The sequence below is a fragment of the Filomicrobium sp. genome (assembly GCF_025698805.1).
GTDB lineage: Bacteria > Pseudomonadota > Alphaproteobacteria > Rhizobiales > Hyphomicrobiaceae > Filomicrobium > Filomicrobium insigne.
In genome coordinates this window covers 103,119-119,078 of sequence record NZ_JAILWT010000009.1, presented here as the reverse complement: position 1 = coordinate 119,078, position 15,960 = coordinate 103,119, and the positions used below count along the sequence as shown (strand labels likewise).

14 protein-coding genes are annotated in these 15,960 nt (G+C 55.5%); 8 read left to right on the top strand and 6 right to left on the bottom strand.

Annotated elements, in window-relative coordinates; genetic code table 11:
* The first annotated feature begins 64 nt into the window (after window positions 1–64).
* The 7 genes from K5845_RS18890 (at window position 65) to K5845_RS18860 (ending at window position 8,459) form a co-directional block, all read left to right on the top strand.
* A protein-coding gene (locus tag K5845_RS18890; RefSeq protein WP_099547418.1) for an IS5 family transposase occupies window positions 65–822 on the top strand; the annotation gives its coding sequence in 2 pieces (ribosomal slippage) (window positions 65–386 and window positions 386–822; 759 coding nt in all).
* 40 nt (window positions 823–862) lie between these two features.
* Window positions 863–1,702 carry a hypothetical protein gene (locus tag K5845_RS18885; RefSeq protein WP_099547406.1) on the top strand — a complete coding sequence of 280 codons (840 nt, stop codon included), beginning with the start codon at window positions 863–865 and terminating at the stop codon, window positions 1,700–1,702.
* Between the two features lie 72 nt (window positions 1,703–1,774).
* Entirely contained in the window at window positions 1,775–3,388 is a 1,614-nt protein-coding gene (locus K5845_RS18880) for an AAA family ATPase (RefSeq protein WP_099547405.1), read from the top strand.
* A gap of 114 nt (window positions 3,389–3,502) precedes the next feature.
* A complete protein-coding gene (locus tag K5845_RS18875; protein WP_078527637.1) occupies window positions 3,503–4,858 on the top strand; it encodes an IS1380-like element IS1247 family transposase in 1,356 nt (451 codons plus the stop codon).
* Window positions 4,859–5,086: 228 nt separating this feature from the next.
* Entirely contained in the window at window positions 5,087–5,989 is a 903-nt protein-coding gene (gene aac(3) / locus K5845_RS18870) for an aminoglycoside 3-N-acetyltransferase (protein ID WP_099547404.1), read from the top strand.
* Window positions 5,986–6,564: an AAA family ATPase gene (locus K5845_RS18865; protein WP_099547403.1), complete on the top strand. Its 579-nt coding sequence runs from the start codon at window positions 5,986–5,988 to the stop codon at window positions 6,562–6,564. The genes aac(3) and K5845_RS18865 overlap by 4 nt, the downstream gene beginning before the upstream one ends.
* A gap of 746 nt (window positions 6,565–7,310) precedes the next feature.
* Entirely contained in the window at window positions 7,311–8,459 is a 1,149-nt protein-coding gene (locus K5845_RS18860; protein ID WP_046478557.1) for a GGDEF domain-containing protein, read from the top strand.
* A gap of 28 nt (window positions 8,460–8,487) precedes the next feature.
* On the opposite strand, the gene K5845_RS18855 is transcribed toward K5845_RS18860, so the two are convergent.
* The 5 genes from K5845_RS18855 to K5845_RS18835 are packed head-to-tail and all read right to left on the bottom strand — an operon-like array spanning window position 8,488 to window position 13,748.
* On the bottom strand, window positions 8,488–9,591 hold the full coding sequence (locus K5845_RS18855) for a glycosyltransferase family 4 protein (protein ID WP_046478556.1): 1,104 nt from the start codon (window positions 9,589–9,591) through the stop codon (window positions 8,488–8,490).
* Window positions 9,588–10,706 (bottom strand): glycosyltransferase family 4 protein, encoded by a 1,119-nt coding sequence (locus K5845_RS18850; protein ID WP_287959692.1) that lies wholly within the window; start codon window positions 10,704–10,706, stop codon window positions 9,588–9,590. Before K5845_RS18850 ends, K5845_RS18855 begins: the two co-directional genes overlap by 4 nt.
* A 2-nt stretch (window positions 10,707–10,708) precedes the next feature.
* Entirely contained in the window at window positions 10,709–11,677 is a 969-nt protein-coding gene (locus tag K5845_RS18845) for a glycosyltransferase family 2 protein (protein WP_046478555.1), read from the bottom strand.
* On the bottom strand, window positions 11,674–12,645 hold the full coding sequence (locus tag K5845_RS18840) for a glycosyltransferase family 2 protein (protein ID WP_046478554.1): 972 nt from the start codon (window positions 12,643–12,645) through the stop codon (window positions 11,674–11,676). Before K5845_RS18840 ends, K5845_RS18845 begins: the two co-directional genes overlap by 4 nt.
* Entirely contained in the window at window positions 12,642–13,748 is a 1,107-nt protein-coding gene (locus tag K5845_RS18835) for a glycosyltransferase (protein WP_287959691.1), read from the bottom strand. The genes K5845_RS18840 and K5845_RS18835 overlap by 4 nt, the downstream gene beginning before the upstream one ends.
* An 825-nt stretch (window positions 13,749–14,573) precedes the next feature.
* Here K5845_RS18835 and K5845_RS18830 point away from each other — a divergent pair.
* Window positions 14,574–14,966 carry a sulfotransferase gene (locus tag K5845_RS18830; protein WP_287959695.1) on the top strand — a complete coding sequence of 131 codons (393 nt, stop codon included), beginning with the start codon at window positions 14,574–14,576 and terminating at the stop codon, window positions 14,964–14,966.
* Window positions 14,967–15,024: 58 nt separating this feature from the next.
* On the opposite strand, the gene K5845_RS18825 is transcribed toward K5845_RS18830, so the two are convergent.
* Complete coding sequence (locus K5845_RS18825; protein ID WP_287959690.1) at window positions 15,025–15,933, bottom strand: sulfotransferase; 909 nt, start codon at window positions 15,931–15,933, stop codon at window positions 15,025–15,027.
* Between the last annotated feature and the right edge of the window lie 27 nt (window positions 15,934–15,960).

The following is a 15,960-nucleotide window of genomic DNA, read 5'->3' as shown; positions in this document are numbered from 1 at the left end:
CTAGGCTCAGGACCCATTGAATTGCGGCGTGCGATCTGATTCAGGCTCCTGAGGAGTCTGGATTATGAGCGATCTTTATTGGCTGACGGACGAGCAGATGGCTCGGCTGGAGCCCTATTTCCCTAAGAGCCACGGCAAACCTCGGGTGGATGATAGACGGGTGTTGAGCGGGATCATCTTCGTCAACCGCAACGGCCTGCGCTGGCGCGATGCGCCGCCAGCCTACGGGCCTCACAAGACGCTCTACAATCGCTGGAAGCGGTGGAGCGAGGCTGGCGTCTTCGTTCGGATGATGGAGGGCCTGTCTGGCGCACAGGCCGAGCGCCGGACCGTCATGATCGATGCCACCTATCTAAAGGCGCACCGTACGGCTTCGAGCCTGCGGGTAAAAAAGGGGGCCTCGGGCGACTGATCGGACGGACCAAAGGCGGGATGAATACCAAGCTGCACGCCGTCACCGATGCGAATGGACGCCCCATTAGCCTGTTTGTGACGGCTGGTCAGGTCAGCGACTACACCGGCGCGGCGGCTCTTCTGGATAGTCTACCCCGAGCCCAGTGGCTGCTGGGCGATAGGGGCTATGACGCGGATTGGTTCAGGGACGCCTTGGAAGCCAAGGGGATCACACCTTGCATCCCCGGACGTAAAACCCGCACCGAGCCCATCCGGTATGACAAGCGCAGATACAAACGACGCAACCGCATCGAAATCATGTTCGGTCGTCTGAAAGACTGGCGACGCGTTGCCACGCGTTATGATCGGTGCCCGAACGTCTTCCTCTCCGCCATAGCCCTCGCCGCTACAGTGCTCTTTTGGCTATGAGTCCTGAGCCTAGGCCCATTCCAAATTGCTTGGGGGAGCAATGTTTAATCTCTTGATGTTCAACGTCGATTGGCCCTCGGGCAGAGTCACCGTCCCTATGGGGCGGATGTTTGAATACACGGATGACCACATCACCGAGCAGTTTCGCGAAGGCGGCAACCCTCTTCTAGATCGTCTCACCGCTTTGCCGTGCTTGTTCTGCGAAGAAGGCACGACCGACGAAACCGCTTATATCGGTCAGATCAACCGTGCGCGCATTGTCGGCAGGGATGTGTCTCTTGAAGTCGGCTTCGACGCGGAGGTGCCACCGCTTCAGAACAGCATGATTCACGCGAACCGTGCAGAGTTGCACATGCCCCACGAATTCGAGTTTTCACGAAATCACTGGGCGGTGAAGGACGTTGACCTCTATAGATTCTTACTCCGCAACGTGCGCCCCCGCCGCCAGCGCCCGGCCGTGTTTCAAATCCCCGAACATGAAAACATCGAGCCTGCCTTAGCATCAGTGATGATGCCGTTCGATGCGGGCTTCAATGATGTTTATGCTGCCATCCAACTTGGCGCTGGCAATGCTGGCCTTCGTTGCAGGCGGGCGGACGACATTTGGGAGAACCCGGCAATCATTCAGGACGTGGTCTCCCTCATCGACCGTTCGCGCGTCGTCGTATGCGACTGCACCGGCAGAAACCCAAACGTGTTCTATGAGGCGGGCATTGCGCACACGCTTGGGCGTGAGGTGATTCTCATCACGCAGAGCGAGCACGACATTCCGTTCGATCTGCGGCACCTTCGCCATGTCCGTTACCTTAACAATGCCGAAGGGCGCGGTGCTCTAGCTGCTACGTTGCAAAGCAAGATGCAGACCATCCTCGGACACTAGATGAAAATCGATGGATAAGTTTGTCGAGAGCTATCCTAGATGGTAGCGATTTGAAGCTGGGGGTGTTGCAAGATGGCGTTCGATTTTTCTGTGCCTTTGCCGCTTGGGGAAGCAATTAACTTCAGTGTCGACGTTGGGCAGGCATTATATGTGCTTGGAGCGAATGGCACAGGTAAATCCAGTTTACTCCAACAATTCTACTCTCAACATCGGAAAAATGGCCGACGAATTTCAGCGCATCGCCAGACTTGGTTTCAATCAAATGCTCTAACCCTTTCAGCGCATGAAAAGAAGAATACAGAGACGTATATTTTAAATGATGATGCGAACCCACATTCGCGCTGGAAGGATGACTATTCTGCACAGAGAGCGAGCGTCGCAATATATGACCTAATTGACGCTGAAAATGTAAGGGCGCGTTCAATAGCGGGAGCTGTAGACGACAAGGATATGGATCTTGCGTTGGCGCTGTCGAAGAAAGACGCCCCCATCAAGATCATAAATGAACTTCTCCGCCTCTCGAACATCCCTGTGGAGATATCCGTTCAAGAATCCGAACAGGTCATGGCATCACGAAACGGGGGAACGAAATATAGTATATCCGAACTCTCGGATGGGGAGCGAAACGCGCTTCTGATCGCAGCAAACGTCCTAACGTGCAAGCCTGGATCAATCCTATTCATTGATGAACCAGAGCGGCACCTGCATCGGTCAATCATATCACCGCTGCTAACACTACTTTTCTCAAAACGGGTAGATTGCGCGTTTGTCATCTCCACGCACGATGTGATGCTTCCTCTAGATAATCGCGAAGCTAGAACACTCCTGATCCGTGGCTGCACGTACCGAGAGTCGAATGTCGTGAATTGGGATGCCGACCTGCTGGACGCGGACGGTGAGATTGATGATCAGTTGAAGCAGGACGTTCTCGGCAACCGCCGAAAGCTGCTCTTCATCGAAGGCACCGAAGCCAGCTTAGACCTGCCTCTCTATAGTCTTCTATTTCCTCAGGTGTCGGTGATCCCCAAGTCCACCTGCCGCGATGTTGAGCATGCAGTATCCAGCATCAGGGACGCGCATGAACTGCACTGGCTGAGAGCGTTTGGAATTGTAGATAACGACCGTCGACCGGAAGAGACAATTGCCGAACTAAAAGCAAAAGGTGTTTACGCGGTATCTGTCTTCGCTGTTGAGTCCATTTATTATAACACCTTGGTTCTTGAACGCCTTGCGGCTCGTCAAAACGAGATGACAGGGGCAGATACGAACCAATTGCTTGAGCAGGCTAAGGTTGCGGCGATCAACGCTGTTCGATCACACATTCAACGTCTCTCTGAGCGGGTGATAGAAGCGTCTGTTCGGCAGCAGTTGATGAGCAAACTGCCGAAGCGCTCAGATATCGCGGAAGCGCAGCCGATTGAGATTACGATTGATGTACCAACAGTTGTTGCGGAAGAGGTCGCGCGCCTAACACAAGCATGCGACGATGGCGATCTCAGCATGATAATCGCGAAATATCCTGTGCGTGAGACGCCGGCCCTTCGCGAGATCGCAATCAAGCTCGGTTTTCAAGGGAGAACCCAGTACGAAAACTCCGTGCGAAAAATGCTGATGGACGATCCCGAAGCCCTCGTCGAACTTCAGGCACTGTTCGGGACTCTCAAATCTGACATTGACGCTGCATGATCATCTACAGAGGTTTTTGTCCCACATTTCCCAAGTAAGGCGCTGATTTCGCTGTCCTGACCATTATATTTCCTATATAAAACATGGTGTTGAAGGCTGCGAGGGGCGCGTTTCATGGATCACCCAGAGGGTGCGGGCTTGCAACGGGCAGATCGGGTGGATTTCGACCCTCGCGTGCGGCTGGAATTTCGCGGCACGCAGCTCAGTTCCGACGGCGGCCTTCTGGTGATGCGCGAGCTTGATGACGCGCTCGGGTTGTCCGATTTGGCGTCAGCGGCGCTGCGCGATACTCGCTCTGGCAAGAACACGGTCCATCGGCTCGACGGCCTGTTCCGGCAATCAGTCTTTGGGCGGCTGGCCGGATACGAGGATGTCAACGACGCCAACCGTCTCGCCTGCGATCCGGTCATGCGCCAAGTTGTCGGCGGCAGAGCGGTCGATGCACAAGCGGCCTCGGCATCGCAGATGGGACGGTTCGAGACCGAGACGCTGGCTCTGGCCGGGAACCGTGCCGCGCTGGCCGACCTGAACGGGCAATGGATCGACCGGTTCCATGACCGTAACGGGCTGAAGTACATCGTTCTGGACATGGACAGCTCGGTCAGCCCGACCCATGGCGACCAGGAAGGGTCCGCCTGGAATGGCCATTTCGACTGTAGCTGCTATCACCCCAACTTTCTGTTCAACCAGTTCGGGATGCTGGAACGCTGCGCCCTGCGCCATGGCAACGTCCACAGCGCCGATGGCTGGCGTGATGTTCTCGACCCCGTCATTGCGCGCTACGCGGAGCGCGACCTTGGTGGCAGGTTCTTCCGGGCCGATGCTGCCTACGCGATCCCGGCGATCTATGAGCGATTGGAAGAAGCGCGGTTCTTCTACGCCATCCGGCTGCCCGCAAACGCGGTCCTCAAGGACAAGATCGCGCATCGGCTAACGCGCCCTGTCGGGCGGCCGTCACTGACCAAGGTCAAGCGGTTCTTCGAGGAATTCGAGTATCAGGCGGCGTCCTGGGACAAGGAACGCCGGGTGATCGCCAAGATCGAATGGCATCCGGGCGAACTGTTCCCGCGTGTCGGCTTCATCGTCACCAACCTGCCGATGGAGCCGGACTGGGTGGTGCGGTTCTACAACCAGCGCGGCACCGCCGAGCAGCACATCAAAGAGGGCAAATACGCCTTTCGCTGGACGCGGCTGTCGTGCCGGAAGTTCCGCGACAATGAGGTGCGGCTGCAACTGCACGCCCTGGCGTACAACCTGGCCACCTTCTTGCACTGCATCGAGCTGCCCGAGGCCATGGCCGACTGGTCGTTGACCAGCCTGCAACTGAAGCTGATCAAGATCGGGGCACGTGTGGTCCGTCACGCCCGCACCATCACCTTCCAGCTGGCCGAGGTCGCTGTCACCGGCACGATGGTACGCGCCATCCTCGCCGCTATCCGCCGATTGCGAGCGCCACCGCTATGCGCATGATCGCGATCCACGCTCAAACTGAACGAAAGCGGCTGGACAGATCTGTCCGCTGCGCTGAAAAACGCCGCCCCTGGGCAAGGAAACAGCGGCTTCGCGGTCTGATCCGTCCAGATCCAGCAGTCTGCGCGACCGCAGGTGCCGCTTGCGGCAGAAAATCCTTGTCTAGCGCTCGGATACAGGCGATCTTCACCTCAAACGACACGCCACTTGGGGAATGCAGGCTGAAACATGAAGAGCAGAGCCTCGGTCATCGCTGACCTTCACCGGATGGGCGTCCGGCCCGGCGACCTGTTGATGGTGCATGCGTCGCTGAAGGCACTGGGTCCTGTCGAGGGAGGGGCGGCAGGTCTCGTCGCTGCGCTGCTTGAGGCTGTGGGCCCGACAGGCACCCTGATGGGTTATGCCTCGTGGGACCGCTCCCCTTACGAAGAGACCCTGAACGGCGCGCACCTCAACGAGGAGAAGCGCCGCGCGTGGCCCGCTTTCGATCCGGACACGGCCGGCACCTACCGCGGCTTCGGCCTGCTCAACCAGGTCCTCGCCGACACTCCCGGTGCGCAGCGCAGCGCACATCCCGACGCCTCCATGGTTGCGCTCGGCGCCCGTGCGCGGGAACTGACCAAGCAGCATCCGCTGGGTCAGGCTCTGGGGCGCGGTTCGCCCTTGGAGCGTTTTGTTCATCTCGGTGGCAGAGTCCTGCTGCTGGGCGCTCCGCTCGATGCGGTCACTGTCCTGCACTATGCCGAGGCGATCGCGGACATTCCCGGCAAGCGTCGGGTGACCTATGAGATGCCGCTGCGTGGCCCGGACGGCGGGACTGTGTGGGTGAAAGTCGAGGACTTCGACAGCAATGGCATCCTCGACTGCTTTGCCATTGAAGGCCAACCCGATGCGGTCGAAACGATCGCCAAGGCCTATGTGGACCTGGGCCGCCATCGCGAAGGCCGGGTGGCAGAGGCGCATTGCCATCTGTTCGAGGCCCGCGAGATCGTCGCGTTCGGCGTGACCTACCTGGAGCAGCGCTTTGGCCACCAACCAGCCGTGCCCGCCCGGCGGCTGCCGGGAGGCGTCAGTATTTCTCGTGGTCCCGGGAATGGCGAGGCAGGCGGTGAGAGCGGAGGCACGCCATGATCCTCTGGCTGAACGGACCTTTCGGAGCTGGAAAGACCACGCTTGCCGACCGGCTCCGCCTGCGGAAACCGGACCTGCTGATGTTCGACCCCGAGGAGATCGGCTTTGTCGTGAAGGCGACGGTCCCGCCTGCGGCCAGCGGTGACTATCAGGATCTGCCTCTCTGGAGAGCCCTGACTATCGCCGCGCTGGCGGAGCTTCGCAGACATTACCCGCAGGACATTGTCGTGCCGATGACAGTGGTCCGGCCGGACTATCTGGATGAGCTATTGGGTGGCGCCCGGCGCATCGGCGATCAGCTGCTCCATGTGTTTCTCGATCTCGACGCCGATCTTTTGCGCGACCGCATCGAGCGGCAGGTGATGCACCCCGATCCTGCCCGCAATCGCGAGATACGCCAGTGGCGCCTGACGCAGATGGAACGCTGCCTGTCGGCACGGGAGCGTCTGCCGGATGGCACCCTGGTTCTCGACAGCGGCACTCACGACCCTCATACGCTTGCCACTATCGTGCTCGACAGGATGAACGCCGCCGGAGTCGCCGCCTCGAGCAGTCTGGATCGACCCTCGGAATGACGGCGACGTAAACGGGGCCGTCTGTCACCCCCCGGATGATCGGCGTGAGTGCAGCGGACTGTGGCTTCGGCCTCATGAGATCGGAACCGCATGCTGGCTGCAGTCTCCCGATGGATTCCGGCGCTGTTGCGCCTGCGGAGTGATGGGGGCGCGGCAGAGCGCCATAGGCTGCCTGTCGCCAACCGACGCTCCGCATGGTGGATGAGGATTTGTACGAATCGCAGGATAAAAATCCTCATTGCTTCAAGTAGTTAAATGTGATTTTCAGGTTTCATTTTGGAGGGGTATAGCGTAGGTGTAGTTCTCTGTTTCGTCGGCTTCGGCCCGCCACTACTCTATAATGTGGCGGCCTTTCTCGGCGCTTTCCACTTCCACGAATATACAGCCAATGCGCAATGTCTGCGATCCGGGCAAAGCGCGAACTCGCTGCAACTGCGCGAATGGCGGACGGGCCTACTCGCCCAGCATCAGTCTATTGATCTCCGAGGATCGGTTGGCAGAGGCCGGGAAACACCGATCTATCTTCCCCAATCTCATGGACGTCGAGAAACAGGCTGTCGCGGCCTTTTGCAAAGCGCAGGGCCATGATCCGTTTCAGACCAGGCTAGTCGAAAGTACCGACGTCCTGCCGCTTTGTAGGAGGTGGGCTCGAAGCCGTTCTCAACCTCAAAGAAATATTAGAAACTCGTGATCTCTTCCCCCAATTGACGCCGCTGCTCAGAGACGAAAGATAAGATTCGAAGAAAATGGATGCGGATCCGTTCACATTGTTTGGAGCCAACGCGGTCATTCTGATCGTAACTGCGTTTGCGTTCCTCGCAGCGTGGGAAAGCCACCCTCAAGAAGTCTACTGGAGCTCCTGGAGTTCCGCCAACATGACGCTCGCCCTCGCCGTAATTCTATTCATGATCGCACTCGGCGGGCAATCGCTCCTGCCGATGATATTGGCCAACTGTCTGCTTGTTCTGGGGTACGGTCTACGTTGGCAGGCCGCACGCCAGTTTAGCGGCCGTCCAAGCCCCCTTGCAGTGATTATCGTGCCTACGGTTCTGACGTTGGGTTTGTTTGCGTTACCGGCAATATTCGCATATCGCACCACCTACATCGCCGTAAATATCATCCTTGCCATCCAAACTATCGTGATCGCCTACGAATTCTGGCGTGATAGAGGTGATGGCTTGCCATCACGCTACGGACTTATGCTGGCTTACGGCTTGATCGCAGTATCGTTCTCCGCACGTGTCGGTCAGGGCATTCTGACAAGCAATGGCCTAACGAGCTACCTCCCGCAGGACGCTTGGCTCCAGATCCACCTCTTCGTAGCCTTGTTTCACACTACGGCGAGCGGCGCCTTTGCCCTTTCAATCGCTTATGAACGCAGCACAAGGGAACTACGTGATGCCGCACTACGAGACCCGCTAACCGGCATCCATAATCGCCGTGCATTCGAAGCAAGACTGCAGGAACATCTGGACAGTGGAGCCAGCACAAATCTCGCCGTGATATTTTTTGACATCGACTACTTTAAACGCATCAATGATCAATACGGTCATGCAGCAGGCGACGCGGCTCTACGCACATGCGCTGAAATCTGCACAAAGAATCTTCGTCCCACGGATTTTGTAGCGCGCATAGGTGGAGAAGAATTCGCCGTCATACTGCCGGACATATCACCACGTGCGGCCTTAGAGGCGACGGAGCGCATACGCCGAGCGGTAGAAAAAACTGTCATCACACACGATGCGAGGCTGTTCAAAGTTACGATGAGCGCCGGCCTCGTTCACTCATCAACGGTTTCCTGTGTCGACATCGACAAACTGATGAAGCAAGCCGATACCGGCCTCTACCGCGCTAAAAACAACGGGCGCAACAGAACGGAAAGCGTCGCTGCTTAATTGACATCGGCTACATCCGGAAGCTCACTCATCGGCGGCCATATTTTTCGAGCAGCACTTCCCACCGATCCACCACACGCTCAATGTCGCATTCCTCAGGAACTGCCGTTGACGGCGCGACCAAACGAACACGTGTATCGCTATCTTGCATGAGCGAACGCAGAACCTCCGCGAACGCACCAACTCTGTCTTTCCCCGAAACCAACGCACCGTTGAGGCCAGGCTTGATGAGGTCATTAACACCGGGACAATCAGCAAAACCCACGGATGGCAATCCGTGAGCCAGAGCCTCGATCACGACAAGTCCCAAGCTTTCATAAAGCGACGAAAGCGCAAACAACTGCGCATTCTCATACTCGACATAAATCTTGTCAGTAGCCCCAGGCAATTGTACGCGCTGGCCCAAATTCAGTTCATGGATCTGCTTTTCCAGATCCGAGCGTAGCTCGCCCTCGCCAACAATGCGCAGATCCCAGTCAGGCACATCCGACGCAATCTTCGCAAACGCCGCGATCAAAGTGCGGTGATCTTTCTGCGGAACCAATCGTCCCACAGACAGCAGAATTTTGCGCTTGCTCGCCTCCCCAACAACGTCAGCACGCGCCGTAATATTCAGCTGTACAGGGTTGGGAATAACCGTGATGTGTCGACGGTCCTTCTCAGAATACTGAGAAAGAATCTGATCGGAGACCACTGTCATCTGCCGGGCCAACCATGGCGTGAATTGCACCAAGACGCGCTGCATCGGCCGCGTATCATAGTGGGCTGGTGCGCTGTGCTCACTCGCAATCAACGGGATACGCGTGCCAACAAGCGAAACACCAAGCGGGACAAACATGCTGTGTAAAAAACCAACCACAACTGCCGGATCAAGCGACAGAATCGTACGTCGGAGAGCTCTAATACGCGCCAGAGTTTCTCCCATCGTAGAGGGTTCATCGATACGTCCGAGCCCCAGTCGCACCCATTCGATACGGGGATCAAGCTCATAGAACGAGCCCTGAGAGGGACGATCATATGAGATGATACCAACGTTGTGCCCGCGGGCCGTCAAGCCGTTTGCGACGTCGACGAGCACGCGCTCTGCTCCACCACCGGGCCTATCCAATCCTTTGATAGCGAAGAGCTTCATTGGCGCTTAGCACTCCTCGCAAACAAACTCTCCCAACGGTCCATGATGCCATCCGGCGCAAAAGTCTCTGTCAAATCACGCGCCGAAGAACCCATCCTGGACCGCAACGAAGGATCTCTCATCAGCGTGGCAAGCGCCGAAGCCAAGCTGGCACAATCTCCATTTCCCTGAGCCAACAGCCCATTTTTTTTAGTATCAATAAGTTCGTTCGTGCCTGCGCAATCTGCAAACCCGATAGCAGGAAGACCATGAGCTTGTGCTTCCGCCAGCGCATTGGGAAATCCTTCCCAGCGTGAAGCGAGACAAAAAAGGTGGGCGTTTGCATAGTGTGGATTGGGATCCGACACGGTCCCGGGCAAGAGAATGCGATCTGATAGACTTAAGGCCGCAATTTTGTCTTCCAGTTTCTCGCGCAGCTCACCATCACCTAGAATAACCAAATCCCATTTAGGGAACCCGTCGGCAACCTGCCCAAACGCATCAATCAGACATTCAGGGTTTTTCTGATAGCTCAACCGTCCAACCGAGAGCACCCGATATCGACCTGCTTTATCAGCACACTCAGGTTGAGCCCTAAGCACTGCAGGAGGCACAGGATTGGGAATCGTGACGATATGTTTATGCAGATAAGACGGATAACCGTGACGATACCCTTCGCATTGAACAACAACTGATTTTGCAAAACGAAACGCATTGAATACGATGAAACTTCGTCTTGCTCCTTGCCGGGTGTGCTCAAAACGCGTAGGCGCATTTCGCTCAGCAGCAATCACGGGAATTCCAAGTCCTATGCAATAGGACCACAAGGCGCGAAAAGGCCCGTCTTGGAACGCGACAATAACGTCTGGCCGCCGCTTGCTTAAAAGAGCACGCACGGTGGTGGCCCTTTTAACAACCATGGACAAATCAGCCTTGACCATGGGATCGCCGATGTTCAGTCGATGCCAGACAATCCGGGGATCCATCGCGTAGAAGGCCTTTGCTCCTTCAACGTCCCACGTGATCAATTCTACGTCGTGTCCACGGGCAACCATCGCATTCATGATCGTAATGATCATGCGCTCGACACCACCGGCCATCCGGTCAATGGCGCGCGCGGCAAACAATAACCGCACGTTTATCCCCCTCGCTTGATACGGTATTCATGAAGCAAACGTCGCGGCCCCGTTGAAAGAAGATGACGGGAAGCCGTGAGGGGATGACGAAGAAGCACATTCAAAAACTGAACGATAAATCTCCCGTACCGACGCTTGAAATGCCAATAGCGAAGCTTCGGCCAGTTCGCCGCGTAATGATACCGACCGATGGACTCTAGATACGGCCGGTGCTTTCCCACCAGCATCAGCTCTGATTCAAGGTTCCGCTCCGGCGACTTATCTTGCGCGCTAGTGGAATGCTGCACAAACAAAGGCTCTGCCGTGCCAATGAAATGCCCGCCCTTCAACGCCAGCCGCACCGCAAAATCGACGTCTTCAACGCGGCGTAAACCTGCATCAAAACCGCCAACTGCTTCAAACGTGCTACGCCGAGCCAGCAGCGAACACGAGGGTGTGCCGGTTCCAAAAAACCAACCAGTTTCTTTCCGGTAAAGCAGTAAGTAGTCAGCAACACCTCGCCCATGAGGTGCAACATCCCCGCGCGAACCAATGGCAGCCAGCTGCATTTCATATCCACTGGAGTATCGCCGCTTGCCGGATGCATAGCAGGCTACAAGTGAAGCACCTGTTCGCTGCTCATAATCCCGCAGATAATCAATTTGTTGCCGAACACGCTCTGGAAGTGCTTCGTCATCATCGTCAAAAAAAACCAAGAACGAGCCCTTCGCCGCACTGAGCAACGTGTTCCGGGCTGCCGCCGGCCCCGCATTCGTCTCATGACGGATAAGACGCGCATTTGGCCTGCCATCGATCACACGCGCAACAACTTCGGCGGAATTGTCTGTCGAAGCATCATCAACAATCAGGATTTCGACATTGGGCCAATCCTGCACGAAAGCACTCGTCAGGGCCCGCTCGATCGTATCCGCCGCATTGTAGCAAGTCAGCCCGATCGTCACCAAGCCGTCGTCGTGAACTGCCGCCGTCATTGCGGGTGCCGCGCGCTATGAAATTGGCGAAACGCCACATTGAGACCAACGTGCGGAACGGCCTGCATAAACCGCTGGCTCGTAAGCACCGGACGCGTAAGAGCTAGCCAAGACATAGCCCAGCCAAACGTCAAATAACGTCGTTCGAGCCAAGCCTGCTTGGCAGACATCCAGGACCGGCAGAATTCATATTGGCCCTGCTCTTCGATCACTTGCCGATGCTTTTCAATAATCCGAAGCAAGTTCTCATATTCTGCCGCAAGAGACTTATCTGACGTCGCCGTCATCGTTTGCTCAATAAGCGGCCGTGCGACACCGACGAAATGCCCCCCACTCAGCGCCAAACGCACATTAAAATCCGTATCCTCACTCCTCCGCAAAACCGGATCGAACCCCCCAATATGACGATATGTGGAGAGCCGCGCGCACTGGCTACAGGTTGCGCAAGCACCATACCCATTCTTTAGCGGCGTACCCATCAAGATACGATGGGCGACAGGCTTACCGGAGGGAGCTAAAGCGCCCTCTACCTCTCCCATCGTGCCTGCGATTTTTTCCGTGCCATCGGGATAAAGAACGCGCCGAGCGGCATGACAAATGACGGGCGCACCATCAGCAAAATCACGTTCGTAATCGACGATGCGCTCAATCTGAATTGCTAAACGCTCCGGAAGGCTTTCGTCATCGTCATCGAAGAACGCAACAAATTCCCCACGGGCCTCAGCGAGGATACGGTTACGCGCGACAGCAACACCGCCGTTTTCTTCGAGCCGGAACACCCGCACTTCTGGATGGACCTTCGCAAAGTTTTCAAGGACATGCACCGTATCATCGTCAGACGCGTCATCGACGACGACAACCTCCAGCGGCCGCCACGTCTGCGCCAGGACCGACATCAAGGCCCGCTCAATCGTCTCGGCAGCGTTAAAAGCCGTAACGCCACATGTCACCAAGGGCTGCTGCGTCATACTCTCTCCCCATCCAGACACGTCCGGATCAGGTTCTCCCACCTGTCATACTGAATTTCTGGCGAATAAGCGGCCATAGCAAGGCCTGCCTTGCTACCGCGACGCACCCGCTCACTGGCGTCCCCCATGGCGCGCGAAAGCTCCACAGCCAGCATTTGCGGGTCGTGGAGCCCTTCTGCCAGCCAACCGGAAGCACCGTCTTCTATGAGCTGAGCGACGCCATCAGCACCGCGATATCCGACGGCCGGCAGTCCATGGCTCATGGCCTCTGCCAAAACGTTCGGGAACCCCTCCCACAACGATGGAATAGCGAACAGGTGCGCTTCAGAATAAGCCTGAAAGATATCGAGCGTGGTCGCTTCCAACTTCACGCGGTCCTGCAAGCTGTGTTCCCTGATCAGCTTCCGGAGTTCGTCCTCCTGCGGCCCGCCTCCGACAATGCGTAAGTCCCAATCACGATGCCGCTCGGCGATCGCAGCAAACGCTTGCACGAGATGATCGAAGCGTTTCTGCAAAGGATCAAGCCGGCCTGCCGCCAACAGCGTGTAACGTCCATCTGCACTTGACACACCAGGACGCGCCAAAGTGTCAGCAGATCCGACCGGATTACCGATCACCTCCATGCGACGACGCAAACTGGCGGGATAACCGGCCATGTAGTCTTTGAATTGAACCGCAATGCGATCACACAAACGCAGGGACGCGAAGCTGATCCGCCGTTGCAATGCACTGTAGCGCAGCCGATACATCGAAGGACTGTTACGCTCGGCCGCGATCAGCCGCACACCGGATAACTTAGCCGCAGCGTAAACGGTTTTGTCGCCACTCATCACGAAACCAACCAGCGCCCGCGCACCGGCTTTGCGCAACACGGACGCGAGGGCCCGCGTCCGGCGCAATTTGTCCCTCGCTCCTGGGCGAAATCCAAGGCGATGCCAACTAACACTGGACCGAAGTGGATAAAACGTCTGCGCCCCCTCAGCGTCCCACGACACGAGGTGGACTGTGAAACCGCGCAAATCCAGCGCATTGGCAAGCTGGCAAATCATCCGCTCCGCCCCACCGGCATTGCTCAGCCCATAGAAGTAGAGCGCAACGACCATCCCCCTCCCCTATGACCATGACGTTTTCCGCTTCGTTCAAAAAGCACAAAAACAACATCAATCCAACGATTTACTGATGTTTATCGAAGGCAGAAGTGGCAGGAAGTATGGGCTCGCCGGCTAGGACTGCAGTGCCACACAGAAAGTAGCAACGGCGAGACATCGCAATCCATCATCACGTTCGTGAGCACCCTCATGCGCATGAAAGTGACAGCGCAAAGCTTTACGGACGTACTTCTACCATACGCTAGTGTCCCCGAGCGGCCTATTCTCTCGCTGGAAAGCGCTTGATGAGACCGTTGGATGTTCATCGCACCGCATTGATATACGCAACCGTCCCCAATATGCTAAGCGAAGCAAAAGGGGGCCCAATGTCACAAAAAGTTATTTATATCGCGGGCCGTGGCCATAGCGGGTCAACGCTACTGGACATGGTCATTGGATCGCACCCCAATGTAGAGAGTGTCGGAGAGGTAACAAAAAAATCTCTTAACTTGCTTTTCGGACACGATACGTCTCTACCATGCACATGCGGCCGAAATTTTTCCGATTGCGCTTACTGGAGTAAAATCCTCAAACTTTGGTCCAGTCGCGGCATCAGCACTCCCGAAGATCTCCTGACTCCGAAAGAGCCATCACTGACGAAAGACGCTATTTCTGATATTCTTTCAGCTACCAATCGATCAATCTATGCCGAAAGCACAAAATCAATCCCTCGCCTTGAAACCTTATTATCCACGCCCGGTCTCGACGTTCATGTTATCCATCTTATAAGGGACCCACGCGCCGTAGCTTTGAGTTTATACAAAAAAAACGGGAAATTACATAAACCATGTGCGCGGCTGGAATTTTATTCAAGACAAAATCGCGGAAATTATGCGCAAACACCCGCACCGGCTGCTGCGCATACGATACGAAGATTTCGTCGCAAATCCGGAGAACGAATTAAGAAAAATAATGGAATTTTGCGGAGAAAAGTTTAATCCGCAGCAAATACAGTTCTCAACCCGAGAACATCACAACATCTCCGGAAACAACATGCGATTCAGCGCCTCAGAAATAAAACCCAACACCAAATACCTGGAACAGGTAAATTTCCTCTCCTGGTACACCGCAACCAGCCTCACCTCAAATACCCTGAAGAAGTACGGATACACACTATCTAAAAACGGAATGAGAAAACAGCTATCGAGAAAAAATGCAATCTCTGCCCAATAAGAACAACCTTACCACATTGCGCTCAACACAGGCCACACACAACGGAAATAATAGCATACTAAACTACGTATTTTAATGATTCCAAGTCGTACCCAGTTCTTTCTTGTAATTTTCTATTATCCTCCTTATAGTATTCGCCAAGAACGCCATCAAGAAAGCGAATCATTTCCACTTTACGGCGCTTAACAAAGCGCCCGGACAAAAGCTTCCCTCCGCTCTCAAATGCCGCCTGCACGGCTGGATGACCTGAATTGAGTCTCGGCATTAGACTGATTGCAATAGCATGACTGACATTTCGAGCATTCTCCGGCCGAGACGAAAAGCTCTCAGGAGCCGTTAGATCTAACGCCGCAAAAATGGGCTCAACAAAAGATTCTGTGGATTTAGTAATAAGCTCGAACGGCACAACCACAACACGATCGCGACCGAATAATTCGTCATAATATCTGATGACATTCATGTAATTCAAATGGCTAAGCGTAAAAGATGGGCGGTGAAACCATTTTACAGGACGAATAAATTCGTCGAGCGTAAGATTCCCCCCCTCCTGCGTCAAAAAGTGAAGATAGGCCGACACGATCATATCCAACTGATTACGCACAATTATCAGTATCGTTGCCTCAGGCAGCACTGCGTAAATTCGATCTGAAAAAGCCTTTCCCGTAACCCCCCCGGCAAACGGGTGCCCACACCAACCTTCATTGGATAACACCGTCACCTGCGCGGCCGGATCGGTTAACGATTTTATCTTTTTTCGGACATCGACCGCATTAAAATTAAACACATTCAGAAAACACCCAAAATCATCGTGATCGTAAAACATTCCGCCGCCGGACTTCACGTAGGAGCGGTTCTTTTTCCCGCTGGCAAGCAAAGGACGCATTGAGGGAATTGTCCCAGAGAAAAGATGTGTCTGCAGCCATGTGCTTGCAGCTTTTGGGTAACCGATATGAACAAGATACTTCATCTGGGCTATAGCAAATCCAAATTTAGA